Below are 18,960 nucleotides of genomic sequence, written 5' to 3'. Positions count from 1 at the left end.
CGGCGTACTGGATACCCCGCCTGCGCGGGGTATGACGACCATTTTCAGGGCGCCGCGTGCGCCCTGAAGGAGGGGGCGAGCGTCACGCCTTCGGCCGATATGCTCTGCATCTTGCGATGCGCCGCTCTCTCCCCGGCCGTCATTCCCTGGCATTCACGCGCGAACGGCGCAGCCGTTCGACGCAGCGCGCGGGAGCCCGGAATCCATAACCACAGGCGATCATGGCCGGACGAGAGCCATCCCTTGCGAATCTTTCGCCCGCTTACTCCGTATAGCTGTGCACCCGCTCCGCCCTGCGGAAATGGTTCGTCGACAGGCAGCGCCGCGCCCGGCTGATCTGCTCATCGGTGGCGCCGCGGCTGCGCGCATACATCTCGGCCACCTCGGCCGTGTATTTCTCCATGTAGTAGCGCACCTCCGAGCAGGACATCCGGGTCTCAGGACCGGCCTCGTTGGCCGCCTGCACCTCGGACCCCATCGCCAGGATCAGAATCCCCGCACCGATCACACCCCGCAACATCGACATCCTCCCCATTGTCGCAGCTGCCTGCTAACAGGCGTGACTCGGAGCGAGGGCGCAAATTAACAATGACACGCGCGTGACATCGTCAGCGCAGTGTGGCTTCGCGGTGTCACCGGACGTGACGGTTGAGCATCGCTTGCAACCGTCGCCGGGCGGAATGGCCTGTCCCCCGTGCCGCCCCGACAGTGTTGAGAGATCGAACGGTTCCGGCTTCGGAACCTACGCCTCCGGTCGAGACGGCATCATCAGCCCTGAGCGAAGGCGTGTCGCGCGTCCTGCGAGGTCTCAGGTCGTCACGGTCGAGCTCGCCGTGCCCGCGCTGCCCGAGACGCCGTTGCTCACGGCGCTGTTGGTCGCGCCTTGCGCGTTGTAGGTCTGCGCGCCCTTGCTGCTGCCGTCCGAGCTGGCGGCAGTCTTGGTCACCTCGGTCGAACCGTCGGAATAGGTGATGGTCGTGGTGGTGACGCCGTCGAGCGTGATCGAGACCTCGCTGACGACGGTCTTGCCCGACGACGAGCCGCCGCTGCCGGAGGAGCTTTCCGACGTGCTGTCAGCCGAGCTCGTGGCCGACGAGGATGACGTCGCAGACGTCGCCGAGGTGGATGATGTGGCCGAGGTGGTTTGCGACGAAGGCGCCGCGAGGGGCGTCGTGACGGAGCTGATCGACATGGGACTCTCGCATGAAGAAAGGGCAGGTGCCGCACGGGGCGCGGCACGCTTCTTCAACGCAGCCTCCGCGCCAAGCTGGCGCAATGAGTTGCGTCTAAGTGTGTCCGGATGCTGCGGTCTTCATGCGGGGTCATTGCAACTTGCGGCGAGCCGCGCCGTCCGCGGTATAGTCTTCTGTCGCAGGGTGGCACACCGAGACGTTGCGGATTACCTTCGCGCCTCTCTTACTCTCCCGGCGCAAGTTCGGACTGATGGCGAAGAGCGGGGAGAGTGATTGCCAAGCGCCGGCGCCGCGCTCTAGTCTCCCTCACGCATGACCGTCGCACTCTCTCCCCAGCAAGCCTCACTCGTCGCGGAAACGGGTGCGCTGCACATCGCGGCCGCGCTCGATGCGTCCGCCCTGCGCGCTCTCTTCGAGGCGCTGTCCGGCCACGCACCGGAGCAGGCGGGCAGCCGGCTGCACGGCGTCGCGGCGCTCAGGCCGTTCCTCGCCAATGCCGGACCGGTCGGCGCCGCCGCTGGCGCGGTTCTCGGTGACGCCACTCGCCCGGTGCGGGCGGTCTATTTCGACAAGACGGCCGCGTCGAACTGGGCCGTGCCCTGGCATCAGGACCGCACCATCGTCGTCCGCGAGCGCATCGAGGTCACCGGGTTCGGGCCCTGGACCATCAAGGGGGGCCTGCAACACGTCGCGCCGCCCTATGAGGTGCTCGCGCGCATGGTCACCCTGCGTGTCCATCTCGACGCCGTGCCGGACGGCAACGCGCCGCTGCTGATCGCTCCAGGCTCGCACCGCCTCGGTCGCATTCCGGAAGGCGATGTGGCCGCGACGGTCGCGCGCTGTGGCACGGCGACGTGCTGCGCCGACGTCGGTGACATCTGGCTCTACGCGACGCCGATCCTGCACGCTTCGGAGCCCTCAACCCAGCCCGGCCATCGCCGGGTGCTGCAGATCGATTTTGCCGCGGACGAACTGCCGGGCGGGCTGGGGTGGCTCGGGGTCTAGACGAAGAGAGGGGCCGCGCAGCCGCAAAGTCATCTGCGGTGGCACGCGGGCGGAAAGCGCGTTCATTCGCCTGCGCGCTGACGATCCGCAGCCATCCCATTTGCCTATTTGCCGAGGATCTTCTCCGCCGCGGTGACGATGCTGACCGTCGGATGCTCGGCGCAGTACTTGCCGAACTTCTTGGCGTTCTCGACGAACACCTCGGTGTCGAAGATCGCCTCGTCCTGGTCGCCCTTGTACCAGCCGTCGAGCCAGATCAGCACCATCTTGATACCGTCGTCGCCGCTCTCGACGAACTGCTTGCAGCTCATGGTGGAGAGATCGAGAACGACGGCCGACGCCGGCGCGGACGACAGCATCAGGGCCGCGGCAAACAACGTCGCAACGACAGATTTCATATTCTGGCTCCGAATGGATTTGGTGAAAAACAACGAACTATGCAGAGGCTTCGCGAATGAGGAGCCGAACTGCGTGACCATGGTCGAGCCGGCACCTGAGCAGATAGAACTGGCTGGATCGATGGCGGAAGTCAAGAACGGCAGCGGCTTCAATCAGAGGAAGCGCGGCGGGCTACGCCTTCGGCTAGCTGGCCCATGCTCGCTCCATCTCTCCGAGGTAAGCGAGCACAGTTGAAGGCGAAGTTTTCGATTGGCTCAATTGCAAGTAGATCAATGACCAGCTAAGGTCTTCGTGCTGAACTTTGGGAGGTGCCGATGGAAAATCGCGAAGTACTCCTCGAGCAGGTCAGGCGCGCATACAAGGCGCGCGACACGGGGTCGTTGGACGACCTGATGGCAGAGTGTCATCCGGACGTGGTGTTCACACTGGCTGGCGACCGGAACGCCACCAAAATGTTGGGGTGCATGTGTGGTCACCCCCAAGTCAAGGAGGGCTTGGCCAAGCTCATCGATACGTTCGAGTTCGCGCAGCGAGATATCCTGACCGAACTGGTGGACAACGATCGCGTGGCCGTGCTTTCCCGCCTCACCGTGCGAAGCTGTCCGACGAATATGACGCGGGAAACCGAGATACTCGACCTCTTCAGAATTCAGGATGGGAAGATCGTCGAACTAATAGAGTTCGCCGACACGGCGCTCATCCAGACGATGGCGTCGTAAGCCGGTTGAGCGCTACGTGGCGACCACCAGAGCGGCTCGCACTGCGTGGTGCGGCGTCGGATCATTGTCCCGGAAATGAACATTGTCCCGGAAGTGAATGGCTGACTGGGGTAGGGCTTGAACTTTATCGGCAATCGACCTGGTTCCTTCCGGTTTGCCGGAGCGCAGGGAAGCGCGCTTCCGACCCGTCGGCCAAATCAGCTCGGTCGGGCCAACCCCTGTCAAGTCGTTCTGAAAAACATAAATCGCTTTGCGGCTTGCCCAAATCAGCATTATGGTTCGCGCATCCCGTTGCACGGTAGGGGACGGTTCGCGGTCGTCACGGACGTTGGCAGCGGGATGCGGTGGACGCGGGCGGCGCAGTGCTGTTGGCACGGACGAACGTTAGCCTGCGGACGGTGAAGGCGCGTGGTTCCGATACTCCGATGCTAGTATCCAGCGCAATGCGCGAGAAGCGCATTGTCGCGACATGGTGGCCAGAAAGCCCGGTGCACCAGGAAGAGCGCGCTATAGCCCGTTAAAACCATCGCGCGGGGAAGGCCGGGTGTTCTCGGCCAGACCTGTGGTGACTGCCGCCTGCTTTTTTTCTGCAGGCGGGCCACGGGCGCGGCCAGCGCCCGGCCTTCCCTGCGCCCTCCACTCGGTGAGGGCGGGTTTCGAGAGCATAGCTCGGGCGCGGAATGCGTCGCGAGGACGCGGATGCTCATCTCATCGCGACAGGCTGTTCGGATAGATGTTTGAGATGTGGATCAATGAAGCGGCGAACTCGGGACACCCTCCCCTGGAGGGGGAGGGTCGATCGCGCGCGTAGCGCGGGATCGGGGTGGGGTGATCTCTCCGTTGGCACAAGCATCCGCGGAGAGATCACCCCACCCTGCCTCACGCGTCGCTGCGCGCCCCGCGAGGCGACCCTCCCCCTCCAGGGGAGGGTGGGAGCCCGGCAGCGAGCTTTGGTGCGGGAGGCTGAACTCGCTGGTCTGGGTCGCGACGCTCGCCGCTCACGCCACCAGCACGGCCTCCGCCGCGAGCACGGCGTCGGCGCCGTCGGTGACGGTCTTTTCCAAGGACGGGGCCTGCACCGCGAAGGTCTCGGCGAAGAACCGGGCGAGCGCGACGTGACGCGCCCCCTCGGTCTCGTTCTCGCTGCGCGCGGCCAGCGCCTCGTTGGCCAGCATGCAGCCGCCGAGCGCCGAGCCGAACAGGCGCAGGTAAGGCGTGGCGCCGGCGAGCGCATCGTTCGGCGCGGTGCCGAGCTTGTCCAGCAGCCAGCGGCTGGAGCGGTCGAGCGCGCCGAGCGCCTCGCGCAGCTTGGCGCCAGTGGTGCCGAAGGCCGGATCGTTCGAGGCCTCGACGCGGCGGACGATCTCGGTAAGCTCGTCGAGCAGCTTGAACACCGAGGCGCCGCCGTTCGCACCCAGCTTGCGGGTGACGAGGTCGATCGCCTGGATGCCGTTGGTGCCCTCGTAGATCGCGGTGATGCGCGCGTCGCGATAGTGCTGCGCGGCGCCGGTCTCCTCGATGAAGCCCATGCCGCCATGGATCTGCACGCCGAGATAGGCGACCTCGTTGCCGATGTCGGTGGAGAACGCCTTTGCGATCGGCGTCAGCAGCGCGCCGCGCGCGGCGGCTTCAGTGCGCACCGCCGAATCCTTGGCGCGCACGGACACGTCGAGTGCGACGGCGGTCGCGTAGCAGATCGAGCGAGACGCGGCGGTGAGGACGCGCATCTGCATCAGCATGCGCTTGACGTCGGGATGGGCGATGATCGCGTCCGAGCCGGCGCCCTTAGCTCCCACGGCGCGGCCCTGTTTGCGCTCCTGCGCGTAGGCCAGCGCCTGCTGATAGGCGCGATCGGCGACGCCGACACCTTCGAGGCCGACGCCGAGCCGCGCCTGGTTCATCATCGTGAACATGCAGCGCATGCCGGCGTTTTCTTCGCCAATGAGATAGCCGATGGCGCCGCCGTGATCGCCCATCGTCATGGTGCAGGTCGGCGAGGCGTGCATGCCGAGCTTGTGCTCGATGCCGGAGGCATAGATGTCGTTGCGGGCGCCGAGCGAGCCATCGGCGTTGACGAGGAATTTCGGGATCAGGAAGAGAGAGATGCCCTTGGTGCCGGCCGGCGCGTCCGGCAGCCGCGCGAGCACGAAATGCACGATGTTGTCGGTCATGTCGTGGTCGCCATAGGTGATGAAGATCTTGCTGCCGGTGACGCGGTAGGTGCCATCCGCGGCGCGCTCGGCGCGGGTGCGCAAGGCGCCGACGTCGGAGCCGGCCTGCGGCTCGGTCAACTGCATCGTGCCGGTCCATTCGCCGGAGATCAGCTTGCCGAGATAGATGTCCTTCAGCTCCTTGCTGCCGTGGGCGTCGAGCGCCTCGATGGCCGACAAGGTCAGCAGCGGGCACAGGCCGAAGGCGACGTTGGCCGCGCTCCAGATCTCGGTGCAGGCGGCGTTGATGGCGAGCGGCAGGCCCTGGCCGCCATGCGCCTCGGGACCGGACACCGCGTTCCAGCCGGCCTCGGTCCAGCGCTTGTAGGCGTCCGGCCAGCCGGGCGCGGTGGTGACCTTCTTATCGGCGAGCTTGACGCCGTTCCTGTCGCCGATGTGGTTGAGCGGGGCGAGCACGTCGCTCGCGAATTTGCCGGCTTCCTCGAGCACGGCGGCGGTGATGTCGGGGTCGAAATCGCCGTAATGGCCGGCCTCGACCGCCGCCTTCAGCCCGGCGCCGTGGTTGAGGGCGAGCAGCATGTCGTTGAGCGGGGCGCGATAGGTCATGGCGTGTCCTCGGGGCTCGATGTGGCCGGTTTGGCCGCCGTCATCCCATGAAACCGGCCGGGTCTCAACTTTTTCGCGTGGCGCTGCGGCCGGGCGCCGCGGCGGCTTCCAACGAGCAGGATAAGGGCTTGCCGGCATTGACGAATTGGCCTGGACGGCGGATCACCGGAGGGGCCTGCAAAATTCCTGCGGCGGCGCGGTTGAAATGGGCGGGCGCGCTCTGTAGACCACGGGCGCCGACCCGGAATCGCATGGCGCCCGCACGCCACGCCGATCCGCCGGGCCTGATGGGGCGTAGCCAAGCGGTAAGGCAGCGGATTTTGATTCCGCCATTCGGAGGTTCGATCCCTCCCGCCCCAGCCAGATTTCTTCGCGATTTTGTTGTTCTGAAACCCTCAGGCGTGCCAGGAGTCTGGCCCTCCGAAGGCGGTTGCTGCGAAAAGATTGCCCTGCACTCTCATGATGCCCGCTTGTTTCTGGCAGCCGATTTACTTGGACCCGAGCGAGAGTCTGTGCTTCGCCCAGCCCGTCTTACCACTTCTCGCGCAGGCATCAGACGCTGGCGAGCGAGATTCCGTCGACCGGTCCACACCGAGGCCCGTCACCTCAATCCGGGTCGTCCAGCAGGGATCGGCGGACAGCATCCTCGGACAGGAGCCGGTCGAAATAGGCGATGGTCCTGGTCAGGCCTTCGGTAAGGCCAATCCTCGGCTGCCATGACAGGACAGCTTCGGCGCACGCTATGTCGGGCCGTCGCCGACATGGATCATCCACCGGTCGCTTCCCGCATACGATGGCAGACCGCGAATTGCACAAGTCGATGATGGTCCTGGCGAGTTCCTGGATCGAGATCTCGGCGGGGTTGCCGAGATTGACCGGTCCGGTCACATCGTCGGGGGTCGCGGCGAGGCGGACGAGCGCATCGACCATGTCGTCGACATAGCAGAACGATCGCGTCTGCGACCCGTTGCCATACAGGGTGATCGGCTTGCCGAGCAGCGCCTGGACGATGAAGTTCGAGACGACGCGCCCGTCGTGGGGGTGCATGCGAGGCCCGTAGGTATTGAAGATTCTGGCCACCTTGATCTGTAATCGGTGCTGGCGCCAATAATCGAAGAACAGCGTCTCGGCGCAGCGCTTACCTTCATCATAACAGGACCGCGGACCGATCGGATTGACGTTGCCCCAATAATCCTCCGTCTGTGGATGCTTCTCCGGGTCGCCGTAGACTTCCGAGGTCGAGGCCTGAAGGATCATGGCCTTGAGCCGTTTCGCCAGCCCTAGCATGTTGATGGCGCCGTGAACGCTGGTCTTGGTCGTCTGCACGGGATCGTGCTGGTAATGGACCGGCGAGGCGGGGCAGGCGAGGTTGTAGATGCTGTCGACCTCGACATAGAGAGGAAACGTCACGTCGTGCCGAAGCAGCTCGAAATTCCTATCGTCGAGAAGGGGCTCGATATTGCGGCGTGTGCCGGTGAAGAAATTGTCGACGCAGACGACCTGATGGCCGTCGGAAATCAGTCGCTCGCACAGATGCGAACCGATGAAGCCGGCGCCGCCCGTAACCAAACTGTTCTCGCTGATGCGCCTGGACGCTCTTCTCGACACGATCCTTGCTCGTTAGAATGTTCAGTAACCAATAACAACCATAAGATGAGTCGAAGGGCAAGGCGACGGTCCTGCGGACTGTCGGCACAAGGAATGAACCGGCCGATGTTGAATTGTCTTTCGCGGCGCTGGCCGCCGCTTCACCCGCCTGCCGGCGCGCCGGTCTGAATTCATGGCGCGCATTCTCTATGGCGTGCATGGGACCGGCCGGGGGCACGCGATCCGCGCCTTGACCCTGGCTCAGCATTATTCCCAGCACGACTTCCTGTTCGTCTGTCATGGAGAAGCGGCGCGCCTGCTCGGGGGCCAATTCCGGGTGTTCGAGTGTCCCAATCCGGTCACGCCCGTGGGCTCGCATCGGGTCGATGCTCCGGCGGCGTTGCTGCGTACCGCCGCGACACTCAGCAACGGCGCACATTGGCGCCGCCGGGTCGAGCAGGCGGCCGAGGCCTTCGTCCCGGACTTGGCCATGACCGACTACGAGTTCTTCGTGCCGCAGGTGGCGCGCAGGATGGGAGTGGCTTGCCTGTCGCTCGACAACCAACATGTCATCACCATGGGACGGATCACATGCCCTCTGGGCCAGATGTCGAGCCGGTTAGCGACGGCTGCGGCGGTCCGGCTTCTGTTCAGTTCGGCCGACCAGTACCTCGTCTGCAATTTCTTCGACGTTCCCGCGCGGGCGGCGAGCCCCTGGCTTCGGCAACTGCCGCCGCTGCTGCGGCGCGACGTCGTCGCGCGCCGGCCGACGGCGGGTGACCACGTCGTCGCCTATCAGGGCTATCCGACGTTCCCGGCCTTCGTCGAGCATCTCGCCACGCTTGGCCGGCCTGTCCGCGTCTACGGCCTGGGCGAGCGCTGCAGCCTGGGTCGCGTCGTCTTCAAGGCATTCGACGAGCAATCGTTTCTCGATGATCTGGCGTCCTGCGCCTTCGTCGTCTGCGGCGGTGGCCATACGCTCATCTCCGAGGCGCTGCATCTCGGCAAGCCGGTGTTGTCGATTCCGGTCCGTGGCGCCTTCGAGCAGTTTCTCAACGCGTACTATCTGGAGCGGCTCGGTTACGGCATGCGTGCCGATCTGGCGACTTTCTCGTCGCGGATCCTGCACGAATTCGAGGTGCGGCTGGAGAGCTATCGCGCCCGGATCGGTCACGGAGATTTCTGCGGCAACGATGCGGCCTTTGCCGCGATCGACGCGTTCATCGACGGCCGTTGGCGCCGCTCCCCGCGCTCCGGGCCTCGAGCACGGACTTGAACAGCGTTTCGTAGGCTTCGACCACGCGATCCGAGCCGTATTGCGACAGCGCGCGGATCGCGCCCGTCGCGGCAACGCGGGCCCGTTCCTCGGGATGGGCGACGACGTGGCCGATGACCTCGGCGAGCGCGTCGGGATTGCCGGGCGGCACCAGCCAGCCGTCGACGCCGGAGGTGATCAGGCTGCGAAGCCCATCGACCGGCGAGGTAATCACCGGTTTGCCCATGGCCATGGCCTCGAGGACCGCGAGCGGCAGACCCTCGAAATAAGTCGGATGAACGAAGATATCCATCGCGGCGATCCAGTCGCGAACGTTGCCGCGGTCGCCGGCGAAGACCACGTGATCGGCGATGCCGAGCGCGCGCGCCTGCTCCATGAGTTGCGCGCGATCGGGTCCGTCGCCGACCAGCCAGAGGCGAACGTCCGAACACGCCAGCTTTGCGAACGCCTCGAGGAGATCGGGGTGGGCCTTCTGTGGGTGCAACCGTGCGACCATGCCGAGGATGGTGGTGGCGCTGCCGCCATGGTCCCGGCGCAGGGCGGATGCTGCAACGGAACGGTCACGGTCGTCCGCATCGACCCCGTTCGGAATGACCTGCACCTGGTCGCGCCGGACACCTTCATGCGCGAGCGAGAAGGGAACGATTTCGGCGCTCTGGAAGGCCACGCGGTCGGCCCAGGCCGCGGTCTTGCGATCGAACCACAATTGCAGCCGCGGCTTGTCCGCGTAGCGGGCGGTCACAGTCGAGACAATCGGGGCGATGCCGGCGACGCGAGCGGCGGTACGTCCGATCAGATCGCCCCACGGGAGTTCGGTGTGGACGAGATCCGGCCGGCGCCGCCGCAATTCCGCGGCGAGGTGCCAAAGACCGATCAGGCCGTACAGGCGCGGCCGCCCGATGATCTCGACGCTGGCTCCGGCGGCGCGCATGGCAGCGACGACCTCTTCGTTGAATATCTCGTTGAGGCAAATGATGTGCTGGATGTGGCCGCGCGCCGTGAGGCCGGCCACCACGCTGCGCAGCATGGTTTGAGCTCCGCCGCGATCGAGATTGTCGAGGATATGAACGATCTTCATCGCAACGGGGCTCCCACGCGCAGTGCTGCGTCCTTCAGGCCGTCGCGATACAATGTCGCGTAGGCATCCGCCATGCCATCCAGTGAGAAATGCTCGCGAACGTGCCGCAAGCCTGCCTGGCCGATGTCGGCTGCCCGGGCGGGATCCGCCAGGATATCCATCATGCAGCGTGCAAGAGCGTCGGCGTCGCCCGGCCTGACCATCCAGCCGGTTTTGCCGTGGATCACCAGTTCGCGGATGGCGTCGACATCGGAAGCGACCACCGGCCGGCTCGCGGCCATGGCCTCCATCAGTGCATTGGGCATGCCTTCCCACAAAGAGGGAAGCGCGAAGAGATCGACGGCATCGAGGATGTCGCGCACGTCGCGCCGGGTGCCCGCGAAGCGGACGAACGTCGTTATCCCGAGCTCGTCAGCTTCGCGCTCCAAGGCTGCTCGACACTCACCGTCGCCGACGAGCCACAGAACCGCGCCGGGGTAGCGCTCGCGAACGAGACGGAAGGCGCGCAACAGATATTGTTGTCCCTTGGACGGATGGAGGCGGGCGATGGTCGCGAGCACGGTCGCTTCCGCGGACGTCCGCAGTTCCCTGCGCACGTCGCCGGGTGGCCGGCGCGCCGTCGTGATCGAAACGCCATTGGGAATGTAGACGACCTGGCCTGCGCGTATGCCCTCGTGGCGGATCGCAAACGGCACCGCCTCGCGGTCATTGAAGACGACCGCCCTGGCCAAGTGTGCGGTGCGGCGATCAAGCCACCTCTGCCAGCTTGGTTTGTCGACGTTCCGGCCACGGATGGTAGAAAAGACCGCCGGTACCCCCGTCAGCCATGCCAGCAGGCGGCCGATCATGTCGGAGGTCGGCAGTGCCGTCTGCACGACCTGTGCCGGCCAGGTCCGGAGCTCCTGCGCCAGGCGCAGCAGCCCGGGTCCTGCCCACAGACGGCCTTCGCCGATGATTTGAACTTCGGCGTAAGGCGCCAGACGTTCGAGGATTTCGGGATGTGCGATTGCACGCATGCCGTAGACGCGCACTGCGAAACCGCGCGCGGCCAGCGCCGGCACCAGGAGAGTCAGCCAGTTCTGGGTCCCGCCGACACCAAGATCGTCGATGAAAATCGCGAGATTGATGAGCTTCTGCATTGCTGCTCAGTGAGCCTACGCTTCGTGACGACAGTACCGCGTCGGTCGGTTCCGTCGGCGGTTGGTCGGGGCGTCCACACGGCGGCGGTCGGATGGCTGTGGACGTGGAAAATTGTCCAAAGACGTCATTGCCGCGAACCATTGACCGTATTCGGCCGCTGCCCGCAAGAGCGGCGCGAAATGTGGATGGCCGGCGGCGTTTTCAGGACATGCTCGCCAAGATAGTATAATTTTCGTATGTCTAGTGTCGGCGGTAAGAGACAGCCGCCGGCAATACGGCTTTGGGGGCCGTGGTGGGAACGATTCCTAGGAAGGACCGTCCCCCCGGGGTGGAACTGCTGCCAGGGGCGAAGCGTGCTAGTTGGGGTCATTGACAGATATCTGACACGGCAGATCTTGCTTGCTTCGGCAGTCGCCGTTGCGGCTGTCGTCGCACCGGTGATTCTGATCTCTCTGATCAGCCATCTGGGCGAAGAGGCGCTCTATACCAGCTTGGTGTGGCCCGCGCTCGCCAGCACTGGGCCGATGATCCTCTTCCATGTTCTCCCGGCGCTGGTTGCGATCGCGATCGTCTGGTCATACGGCAGGTTTGCAGCAGATGGGATCCTGATCGTGATCTATTCGAGCGGTCGCTCGACCTTCGCTGCGCGGTTGCCGGGCTTTGCCGTCGCGTTCGCCGCGGTGGCGCTCGGCTATTTGCTGACCTGTTGGGTCGTTCCGCTAACCTCAGGGCATCTCCACGACGTGCTGTTCTCGCTGCGGCGCGGGGTAAATCCGGCGTTGCTCAAGGTCGGCGTTTTCAATCAGTTCGATCATGGTCGTCAGGTCTTCTATTTCAGGAACTACATCAAGGGCAACGAGCTGGCCGATGTCTTCATCCGGCAGGCGATGTCCGACGGCGAGGAGCGGGTCTTCAAAGCTCGTTACGCGGTGTTCGAAAGGCAGGGGGACGAAAGCGGCTTAGTGCTGCTCGACGGGACCGTTCAGAGTTTGCGGAGCGGACAGTCGGAGGTCAGGGGCGTCGCCTATGCTCGTATATTCGTACCACTGAACGAATATGGCTTCGGAGGCGTCAAGCGTGACTATACGATCATCGACGAAGTGCCCCTGCAGGACTTCCTCGATGGCCGCTCCAAGGCCATGGCCGACCCGGGGACGGCGCGCGAATGGATTCATGAGGCTCTCAACCGCCTGGGAATCCCGCTTCTCGCGCTCCTCCACACCTGGCTCGGCCTCGAACTGCTTCCCGTCTGGCGCAGCTTCGGCGACAGCCGAGGTCCGCGTGCCTTGCTCGTCTGCGCCGCGATCGGGGCGCTGCATTTCTTCATGGTGCTCACCATTGAGCAGACGCTGGTGGACTTGCGGACGACATGGGCGGTCGGCGGGCTCTTTCTGGCCGAGCTGGCGCTGGCACTCATCCTCGCCCTCAGGCGCCGCGGCGGGGCGATGGCCGCACCGTCCGCCACGCCCGCCGTTTCGATGCGGCTCGGAATGACCGGCGTGCCGGCGCTGCACGCCGGACTAGCTTTGTGGGACGGGGGCGCCGCCGCTCTTGCCAATGGACCGCACGATCAATTGCCGAACGCGATCGCGCCGCCGTGTCCTTGACTGGTAGTTCAGGCGACTCATCGATTACTTGGACGGATCGGCTTATGGACAACGGTGGAAACGGGATATTGGCGCGTGCAGATCGCCTCGGCAACTCGCTGGAGAGGTTGGCCGATTCGCGAACCAACCCGCTGAGCATCGTCGTCGATGATGTCGTGGACACCGTCACCGCTATGGTCGCAGGCCGCCGAACGTTGATGTTCGGTACCAACAGCTATCTTGGGCTCAACTTCAATCCGGCGTGCATCGAGGCCTCGGTCGAGGCTGCGCGACACTACGGGACGGGCTCCACGGCTTCGCGGGTCGCTGCAGGCAATCACCGTCTCCACGTGATGCTCGAGGAGGACATCGCGACCCTCTATGGTCGGCGCGACGCGGTGATTTTCAGCACGGGATTCATGGCCAATCTGGGCGTGACTTCGGCGCTCGCCCGCAAGGGCGACATGATTTTTGTCGATGCCCATTGCCACGCAAGCATATTCGATGCCTGTCGGTTGAGTGGCGCCCAGGTGGAGAGTTTCGCTCACAATGACCGCCGCGATCTCGACAGCCGATTTGCGCGCAGCAACGTCCCCGGACCGCAGACATTGGTGATCTGCGAGGGGCTCTACAGCGTTCGAGGCGACCTTGGCGAGCTCAAGGGGCTGACGACCGTCGCGCGGCGCCATGGAGCGGTGGTCATCGTCGACGAGGCCCATTCGCTCGGCATCTATGGGCGCTACGGCCGCGGCATCGCGGAACATCTCGGCGTCGAAGCCAATGTCGATGTGATCGTCGGCACCTTCAGCAAGAGCCTTGGCGGAATCGGTGGCTACGCCGTGAGCGATTCGAGTGCGTTGCGCGCGCTGCGCTTCATGAGCAGGCCGTATCTCTACACCGCATCGCTCCCACCGCCGATCGTGGCGGCGGCGCGGCGGGCGCTTCACCTCATCGGAGGGGAGCCGAAATTGCGGGACGACCTCTGGCGCAACGCGCGAGCCATGCATGACGGCCTCGCCGGGATCGGCATCCGGCCATGCGCGGACCCCGGCCCCGTGGGGAGCATCCGGATGCCGGGGCTGGCCGCCGGCTATGAATTCTGGAAGGCACTGCTCGATCGCGGCATCTACGTCAATCTGTTGGTGCCGCCGGCGACACCCGACGGAGACGTGGTGTTGCGCTTCAGCGTCTCCGCTGCCCACACGCCGGATCAGATCCGGGCGGCGGTCGACGCCGTGGCCGAGGTGTCGAAGTTGGTGAAGCTGGCTTGATTGGAAGATGATGCTGGCGCCGCACGGCGTCGCGGCTTCGGATCGGGCTTGATGGGACGACGACGGTCGGGAAGTCATGGCAAAGACGAGCAGCCTGGGGATACTAACTGCGGCGCGCTACGCGCGACGAGTCCTTCCGCATCCATGGATCGCAACCAAGCTGATCCAGATGGAGGCTGACAAGCGGATTTTCAGCAAGTTCCGGATCAGTCGTGCGGAAGGCGAGGCCGGTAGGATTCGCCAAGCGAGCTTCCGTCTGACCGACCGCTGCAATCTGCGCTGCCATACCTGCGGCCAGTGGGGCGACAATGGCTATCTGCTCAACTCCAGCCTCCGGCATCTGAAGGAGCGCGAGATCCCGACCGGTCGCTATCTCGAATTGCTGCACGACCTCGTCGACCATGGTCATGGCCCGCTGGTCTACTTCTGGGGCGGCGAGCCGATGCTCTATGACGGCATCCTCGACCTGATCGAGGGCGCTACCGAACTCGGGCTGCCGGTGAGCATCGCGACCAACGGTACGCGGGTGGCTGCCTCCGCCGAACGGCTGGCCAAGGCGCCGCTCTTCCTGTTGCAGGTGTCGGTCGACGGCCATCGCGCTGACCTGCACAATGCGCTGCGACCGGCCGCGGGGGGCGGCGGCGACAATTTCCACGAGCTTTGCCGCGGGCTGGATGCGGTTGCCGAGGCGCGGGCGAAGCACGGCCGCGGGCTGCCCTTCATCGCCGCCCTGACCGTGATCTCGCAGGCCAACTGCAAGCATCTGGTCGACATCTACGATGCCTTTCGGGACAAGGTCGATCTGTTTGTCTTCTATCTGTCATGGTGGATCGACCAGGGTAACGCGGAGGCGCACGAGAAGGATTTCTTTCGCCGCTTCGGCTTCTATCCGACCCGCCATCACGGCTGGGTCGGAAACTGGAAGCCCAGCAGCACGGAGGCGCTGGACGATCAGCTACGGGCGGTGATGGAACGATCGTCCGGCTGGTCATCGCCTGCGGTCGCGTTGATTCCGCCGATCTCCGGCTCTGACAAGCTGACGACGTATTACACCGATCACCAGGAGCACTTTGGCTATGACGAATGTGCGGCGATCTTCCAGGCGGTCGAGATCAACAGCAACGGCGATGTCTCGCCGTGCCGCGACTACCACGACTACGTCGTCGGCAACGTCAAGACGTCGACGATCACCGAATTATGGAATTCCGAGCCGTACAGGAAGTTCCGGGCGAGCATCGGTCGCGACGGGCTCATGCCGGTCTGCGCCCGCTGTTGCGGTCTGATGGGATACTGAGCGGCTGCGGTCGGCAGGATCGGGAGGGAATTCATGGCAGCGACACGATGCAACGTCCTCCTCGTCTATCCTCGCTTCGATCTGACGTCGTTCTGGAGCCTGACGACGACGTGCCGGATCGCCGGCAAGCGGCGCATGGAGCCTCCGCTCGGCCTGATCACCGTCGCGGCGATGCTGCCGAAGGAATGGTCGGTCCGCCTCATCGATCGCAATGCGGAGGAGGTCGGCGAATGCGATCTCGCCTGGGCCGACATGGTCATGACCGGCGGCATGATCCCGCAGCGAGCCGACACGCTGCGCCTGATCGAACTCGGTCAATCCCGCGGCAAACCGGTCGTCGTCGGCGGGCCGGACATCACCTCCAGTCCGGATGCCTACAGCCATGCGGACTTTCGCATGCCGGGTGAGGTCGAAGCGACGATGGCCGCCTTCATAGAGTCCTGGGATGCGGGCGAGCGCCGCGGGCTGTTCGAGGCGGAGAAATTCACCGTCGATGTGACCAGGAGTCCGCTCCCGCGTTTCGACCTTCTCAAGCTCGACCATTATCTGGCTTTGTCCGTCCAGTTTTCGCGGGGCTGTCCGTTCATCTGCGAGTTCTGCGACATCATCGAGCTCTACGGACGGGTGCCGCGCGCCAAGACCGTTGAACAGTTGCTCGGCGAGCTGGAGAATCTCTACCGGCTCGGTTATCGCGGCCATGTCGATTTCGTCGACGACAATCTGATCGGCAACAAGAAAGCGGTGAAGCAGTTTCTGCCGCATCTCTGTGCCTGGCAAAAGGCGCACGGCTATCCCTTCACGTTCAGCACGCAGGCCTCGATCAACCTCGCCGACGACGACGTCCTCCTGCACTTGATGCGCGACGCGAATTTCGGGGCGGTCTTCATTGGGATCGAAAGCCCCAACGAGGACGCACTGCTGTCCACCCAGAAGAAGCAGAATATGCGGCGCAATCTCGCCGACTGCGTCCACAAGGTCTACCGTGCTGGAATGTTCGTGACCGCAGGTTTCGTGGTTGGGTTCGACAACGAACACGAGCGGATCGCCGACGAGATGGTCTCCTGCATCGAAACGGCCGGGCTGCCGATCTGTATGGTCGGCCTGCTGACCGCGCTGCCGCAGACCCAGCTCTCGCGACGACTCGAACGCGAGGGGCGGCTGAACCCTGAGGTCGATTTCAGCTTCGTCAGCAGCGCCGATGGCGGCGATCAATGCACCGAGGGCCTCAATTTCCGAACCGCCCGGGCGCGGCGCGACGTGTTGGGCGACTACCGCTCGATATTGGAACGGGTCAATCGGCCTGCGGCCTTCTTTGGCCGGATCCGGGCGGTCGCCCGCCTGCTGGTCCCGGCTCGCATCAATGCTTCGGTGCCCTGGCGGGTGGTTTTGAACGATGCGGCGACGGTCGTGCGCCTGCTCTGGTTCCTGGCCGCGCGGCGGCCGGACCTCCTGAGCGGATTCCTTGCGACCATCGCCGAATGCGCAATCCGCAATCCGAGGGCGCTCAAACAGGTGGTCTCGCTATTTCTACTCTACCTCCATGTCGGGCCGTTCTCCAAAGAGGTGATCGCAAGCCTGAACCGGCAGATCGGATCAATCGATGCCGGCCTTGCGCGGCGGCATGAAGCGCCGGCGGCGATCGGTCAGGTGGCGGTCCGATCGGGCCTCTGATCAGGCGGTCTTGTCAGGCGGTCTTGTCGGGAACGTCGAACGGCAGTCCGGCCCAGGTCACGCGGCGGTCGACCAGCGCCTTCAGCCACATCACGGGAAGCAGGACTTCCCGGCACAATCCAGAGAGTGGGGACATCCAGGACCAGCCCCAGCCTTTGGCCGCGAAGAAGGTGACGTCGAGCAAGACCCAGCCGAGCAGGGTCCCGCCCGCCATCAGCCACCATGGCATTCCGAAGGCTGCAGCGCCCACGGCGCCGCACAGGGCCGTGAAAGCGCCACTGACCAGCGGCTCGCCGCAGAAGGCCAGCGGTGCCTGGATTCGACGAATGACCATCCAGCGCTGGTGGCGGTCCCAGACTTCGCTGAACGGCCGCCGGCCGATCGCCTGACGGATCTCCTTGGCTGCGAACACCGTTCGCAGGCCGAGGCGTCCCAGCCCTTGCGACAGCGCGTGATCGTCGCCGAAGGCCGAAGCCATCAATCCGATGCCGCCCGCCCGCGCCAGATCTCGCCGGTCGAACAGCATGACCTTGCCGAAGCCGACGTTTGCGCCGGCGGCGGACAGTGCCAGCGTCAGCGGAGCGGCCTGCCCATTGAGGAATGCTCGCTCGAGTTCGGCGGCGAATCCGGTCGGGGCGACGGCAACCGGGATCGCGCAGACGAGGCCGACGCCGGCGGTCAGGTTCGTCATCAGATCGGCGAGTTGGTCGGGGCTCAGGAGAATGTTCGAATCCTTGATCAGGATCAGGTCGTGTTGCGCCGCTGCGATGGCCGGCGCGAGATTACTGACTTTCGGGTTCGGAGTGATGCGCTTGTTTCCGGTCAGGATCCGCGCGCCGGCCGCCGGGAATTGCGCAGCGACCTGCCGGGCGATCTCGATCATCGGCGAGCGGTCTTCCGCGGCGGCGACCAGAATCTCGCTTTGCGGATAGACTTGCGCGAAGGCCGACGTGAAGGCCGCTTCGGCTTCGAACTCCAGCCGGCGGATTGGGATCACGATCGAGACCGGCGGTCGATCATGTCGCGTAGCCAACCTGTGCCGTAAGCGAGGGTGCGCCAATGCGGCAGAGATGGTCGTGATGCGAAGAGCGCAGGAGATCGCCCACCATGCAGTTGCGGCGACTGCGAGCATCGAGAGCGCGTCCATCGCCGGCGCCAGTCACTCGTTGTAGAGTTCGGTGCGCTCGGGCACGTCGACATGGACTGCGGCGAACGCAAGGTCGGTCAAGCGCCGCGGCAACAGGCGGGTCAAATGCAGACCGAAGGCCAGAAGGCGGGGGAATGCGATGACCGCATCGCCGCGCTCCAGCCGCCGTCGTATGATGGTGGCTGCACGGTCGGCGCTCATGATGAGGGGCTTCGGACAGACGGTGTCGCGATTGAGCGCCGTGTCGACGAATCCAGGCGCAATGGTGCTGATGGTGACGCCCTGGGCGGCAAGAGTGGGACGAAGCGACTCGGCATAGGCGTGAAGGCCGGCCTTGCTGGCGCTGTATGCGGGACAGGAGGGCAGGCCGCGCAAGGCGCCGATCGACCCGATGACGGCGATCGTCCCGCGCCCGCGCATGCACATCCGCTCCGCCAGGGGATCGATGGTGTTGATGGCGCCGATCAGGTTGATTGCGATCACGTTGCGCACGACGGCCGGATCTTCCCGCAGCCGGCCGATGCCGAGCCCAGCGGTGACCCCGGCGCCGGCGATCGCGAGCCCGATCGGGGCGGCGTCGTCGACGGCGCGGATCCATCCCGCCATTCGATTGCGATCCCGGACATCGATCGACGCGGTCGTGACGGCTGCGCCGTTGGCCCGGCATTGTGCTGCCGTTTCTTCCAGGCGGCCCTCGTCCCGACCGGACAGCGCCATGTGGATCCCTGGCGCGGCATAGTTCATCGCGAGCGCGCGGCCGATGCCGCTGCTGGCTCCGGTGATGACGATCGAACTGGAGGCGGACATGATGTGCGAT

16 protein-coding genes and 1 tRNA gene are annotated in these 18,960 nt (G+C 65.0%); 8 read left to right on the top strand and 9 right to left on the bottom strand.

Annotated features, from left to right (window positions below; all coding sequences use genetic code 11):
* Positions 1–262 precede the first annotated feature (262 nt).
* Together QW881_RS18920 and QW881_RS18915 are read right to left on the bottom strand one after the other, a co-directional pair.
* The gene (locus QW881_RS18920) at positions 263–520 is read right to left on the bottom strand and encodes a hypothetical protein (RefSeq protein ID WP_316158969.1); all 258 of its coding nucleotides are present in this window, start codon (positions 518–520) and stop codon (positions 263–265) included.
* A 288-nt stretch (positions 521–808) separates the two neighbouring features.
* A complete protein-coding gene (locus tag QW881_RS18915) occupies positions 809–1,192 on the bottom strand; it encodes a hypothetical protein (RefSeq protein ID WP_315758022.1) in 384 nt (127 codons plus the stop codon).
* Between the two features lie 313 nt (positions 1,193–1,505).
* Here QW881_RS18915 and QW881_RS18910 point away from each other — a divergent pair, with 313 nt between their 5' ends.
* On the top strand, positions 1,506–2,198 hold the full coding sequence (locus QW881_RS18910; protein ID WP_315758021.1) for a phytanoyl-CoA dioxygenase family protein: 693 nt from the start codon (positions 1,506–1,508) through the stop codon (positions 2,196–2,198).
* 104 nt (positions 2,199–2,302) lie between these two features.
* On the opposite strand, the gene QW881_RS18905 is transcribed toward QW881_RS18910, so the two are convergent.
* Entirely contained in the window at positions 2,303–2,596 is a 294-nt protein-coding gene (locus QW881_RS18905) for an HdeA/HdeB family chaperone (RefSeq protein ID WP_315740865.1), read from the bottom strand.
* Positions 2,597–2,911: 315 nt separating this feature from the next.
* On the opposite strand from QW881_RS18905, the gene QW881_RS18900 reads away from it, so the two are divergent.
* Complete coding sequence (locus QW881_RS18900) at positions 2,912–3,316, top strand: nuclear transport factor 2 family protein (protein WP_315758020.1); 405 nt, start codon at positions 2,912–2,914, stop codon at positions 3,314–3,316.
* 998 nt (positions 3,317–4,314) lie between these two features.
* Here QW881_RS18900 and QW881_RS18895 read toward each other — a convergent pair.
* Positions 4,315–6,093, bottom strand: a complete 1,779-nt coding sequence (locus QW881_RS18895; protein ID WP_315758019.1) for an acyl-CoA dehydrogenase — start codon at positions 6,091–6,093, stop codon at positions 4,315–4,317.
* 288 nt (positions 6,094–6,381) lie between these two features.
* Between QW881_RS18895 and QW881_RS18890 the strand changes: the two genes are divergently transcribed.
* Positions 6,382–6,456 (top strand) — tRNA-Gln (locus tag QW881_RS18890).
* A 243-nt stretch (positions 6,457–6,699) separates the two neighbouring features.
* Here the strand turns inward: QW881_RS18890 and QW881_RS18885 are convergent.
* Positions 6,700–7,701, bottom strand: a complete 1,002-nt coding sequence (locus QW881_RS18885) for a UDP-glucuronic acid decarboxylase family protein (RefSeq protein WP_315741074.1) — start codon at positions 7,699–7,701, stop codon at positions 6,700–6,702.
* 172 nt (positions 7,702–7,873) lie between these two features.
* Between QW881_RS18885 and QW881_RS18880 the strand changes: the two genes are divergently transcribed.
* Positions 7,874–8,956, top strand: a complete 1,083-nt coding sequence (locus QW881_RS18880; protein WP_315758018.1) for a glycosyltransferase family protein — start codon at positions 7,874–7,876, stop codon at positions 8,954–8,956.
* Here QW881_RS18880 and QW881_RS18875 read toward each other — a convergent pair.
* Complete coding sequence (locus QW881_RS18875; RefSeq protein ID WP_315717195.1) at positions 8,901–10,034, bottom strand: glycosyltransferase; 1,134 nt, start codon at positions 10,032–10,034, stop codon at positions 8,901–8,903. The genes QW881_RS18880 and QW881_RS18875 overlap by 56 nt on opposite strands.
* Positions 10,031–11,173 (bottom strand): glycosyltransferase, encoded by a 1,143-nt coding sequence (locus QW881_RS18870; RefSeq protein ID WP_316158971.1) that lies wholly within the window; start codon positions 11,171–11,173, stop codon positions 10,031–10,033. Before QW881_RS18870 ends, QW881_RS18875 begins: the two co-directional genes overlap by 4 nt.
* 354 nt (positions 11,174–11,527) lie before the next feature.
* Between QW881_RS18870 and QW881_RS18865 the strand changes: the two genes are divergently transcribed.
* The 4 genes from QW881_RS18865 to QW881_RS18850 all read left to right on the top strand — a co-directional run bounded on the left by QW881_RS18865 (position 11,528) and on the right by QW881_RS18850 (position 16,996).
* Positions 11,528–12,781 (top strand): LptF/LptG family permease, encoded by a 1,254-nt coding sequence (locus tag QW881_RS18865; RefSeq protein WP_316158973.1) that lies wholly within the window; start codon positions 11,528–11,530, stop codon positions 12,779–12,781.
* Positions 12,782–12,825: 44 nt separating this feature from the next.
* Positions 12,826–14,031 carry a pyridoxal phosphate-dependent aminotransferase family protein gene (locus QW881_RS18860; RefSeq protein ID WP_315758015.1) on the top strand — a complete coding sequence of 402 codons (1,206 nt, stop codon included), beginning with the start codon at positions 12,826–12,828 and terminating at the stop codon, positions 14,029–14,031.
* 76 nt (positions 14,032–14,107) lie between these two features.
* Complete coding sequence (locus QW881_RS18855) at positions 14,108–15,325, top strand: radical SAM protein (RefSeq protein WP_315717191.1); 1,218 nt, start codon at positions 14,108–14,110, stop codon at positions 15,323–15,325.
* A 135-nt stretch (positions 15,326–15,460) separates the two neighbouring features.
* Positions 15,461–16,996 (top strand): B12-binding domain-containing radical SAM protein, encoded by a 1,536-nt coding sequence (locus QW881_RS18850; RefSeq protein ID WP_316158974.1) that lies wholly within the window; start codon positions 15,461–15,463, stop codon positions 16,994–16,996.
* Between the two features lie 13 nt (positions 16,997–17,009).
* On the opposite strand, the gene QW881_RS18845 is transcribed toward QW881_RS18850, so the two are convergent.
* A complete protein-coding gene (locus tag QW881_RS18845) occupies positions 17,010–18,128 on the bottom strand; it encodes a glycosyltransferase (protein ID WP_315758086.1) in 1,119 nt (372 codons plus the stop codon).
* A 27-nt stretch (positions 18,129–18,155) separates the two neighbouring features.
* A complete protein-coding gene (locus QW881_RS18840) occupies positions 18,156–18,950 on the bottom strand; it encodes an SDR family NAD(P)-dependent oxidoreductase (RefSeq protein WP_315758013.1) in 795 nt (264 codons plus the stop codon).
* Positions 18,951–18,960 lie beyond the last annotated feature (10 nt).

The organism is Bradyrhizobium sp. SZCCHNS3016, from assembly GCF_032484535.1.
In the GTDB taxonomy this organism is placed as follows: domain Bacteria; phylum Pseudomonadota; class Alphaproteobacteria; order Rhizobiales; family Xanthobacteraceae; genus Bradyrhizobium.
Note: the sequence above shows the minus strand (reverse complement) of the source record. Positions and strands in the feature narration are given on the sequence as shown.